At 46.1% G+C, this 1348-nt stretch carries 1 protein-coding gene; it reads right to left on the minus strand.

All coding sequences use genetic code 11. The features are described 5' to 3' along the window. Window positions 1–96: 96 nt before the first annotated feature. On the minus strand, window positions 97–1348 hold a 1252-nt coding region (locus tag F6K49_RS49605), incomplete at its 5' end, for a hypothetical protein (RefSeq protein ID WP_293110160.1).

The following is a 1348-nucleotide window of genomic DNA, read 5'->3' on the forward strand; positions in this document are numbered from 1 at the left end:
AAAGGATTTTATCAGATTTCCTTGAACTTTAGCAACTCTCAAGGCGGCTCAAAGCCTTGATGGCCTTTGGTTTCCGGTTTGTGCAGCAAGCCCTAATTAGTTATTTATATCAAGATTCTGAGTAGACCCCAATTCTAAGCGCCGTTCCCACTCCGCATCAATTTGGTCTTTCCGTTCTATATCCTGATCCAATAAATCCTTCTCACTGCTATAAACCAAATCTTCTTCCCGAATCACATTTTGAGCGGCAAACTGTTGCGCATAGGCAATCTTGTTCTGTAAAACCTGATCAGCCTGATTAAGTGCGATCGCATTTTCCTGCCGTGCTTGATTCTGAGCTTCAATCTGTTTCTTTTTCCGCTGAACCCAGAAATATCGAAGCAACGGTATAGTCAAGAATCCTACGCCATAAACCAATAACAGAGGGTAAATTAGCTCCACAAATACCACAAACCCTCCTAGCTGTGCAGCAATCTCACCTCCCTGCAACAGGGAACCGAGGACTAAGGCTAAAACGAAGTTTACACTCCCTAACCCAATCGCCAGCATAATCTGGTTACTGCTTGCCAGAGAAAACTGCCATAACTTGGCACGAAGATAAGCTGGCACCGGCTGTTGATACTTTTGGCCAGCAGTTGTCTGCAATAATGGGAAGTGATAAACAATATCCCCTGAGGGACTAACTTCCGGGCGTCCGTCGAATCGGATTAGCACTGGTAACATATAGTCTTCTGACTCTCGCTGGTAGCTTTCTCCTAGCTCATCAAGATAGGGAGCAATCTGTTCCGCTGCCACAGCCCCCCCGGAATTGCGAATTACAGTACCAATGGTTTGCCAGCGACGTTCTTCTAAATCACTATTGGGATTGCCATCACCAAACAGAAAGGAGAAGACAGCCTCTAAAAAATTCATCTCACTGTCTCCTCGGTCAGAACGGGAATTTTGCCGTTGCCGTCGATAATTATTGTGGGAGTAAGATGGGTTGAACCACCAAAACAGATCCGGTCCTATCCATAAACGGGGCAAAAACAGGATTCCGCCGCCACCACCAGAACGACTACTTCCTCCGCCTCCTCCGTCAGAATCATTGTCACTGCCAGCTTTGAGGCTCAGAACAATAAATGCGATCGCAACAATCATCAATACAATGGAAAGCAGTAGGAAAATCCCGAAGGAAATCCGAATCAGGTAAAACAGAACACCCCAAATCTTTTCCCACCATGCTTGCAACCGTAGCTTTAAGGACTTGTTGCGGAGAATAGCGCGAAAGTTTTTGGGAAACAGATAAGCAATATCCCCTGACTCGGCCACTTGTAAATGTCCACCTACTTCCGAGGCCAGGACAAGA

The sequence above is a fragment of the Moorena sp. SIO3I6 genome, assembly GCF_010672095.1.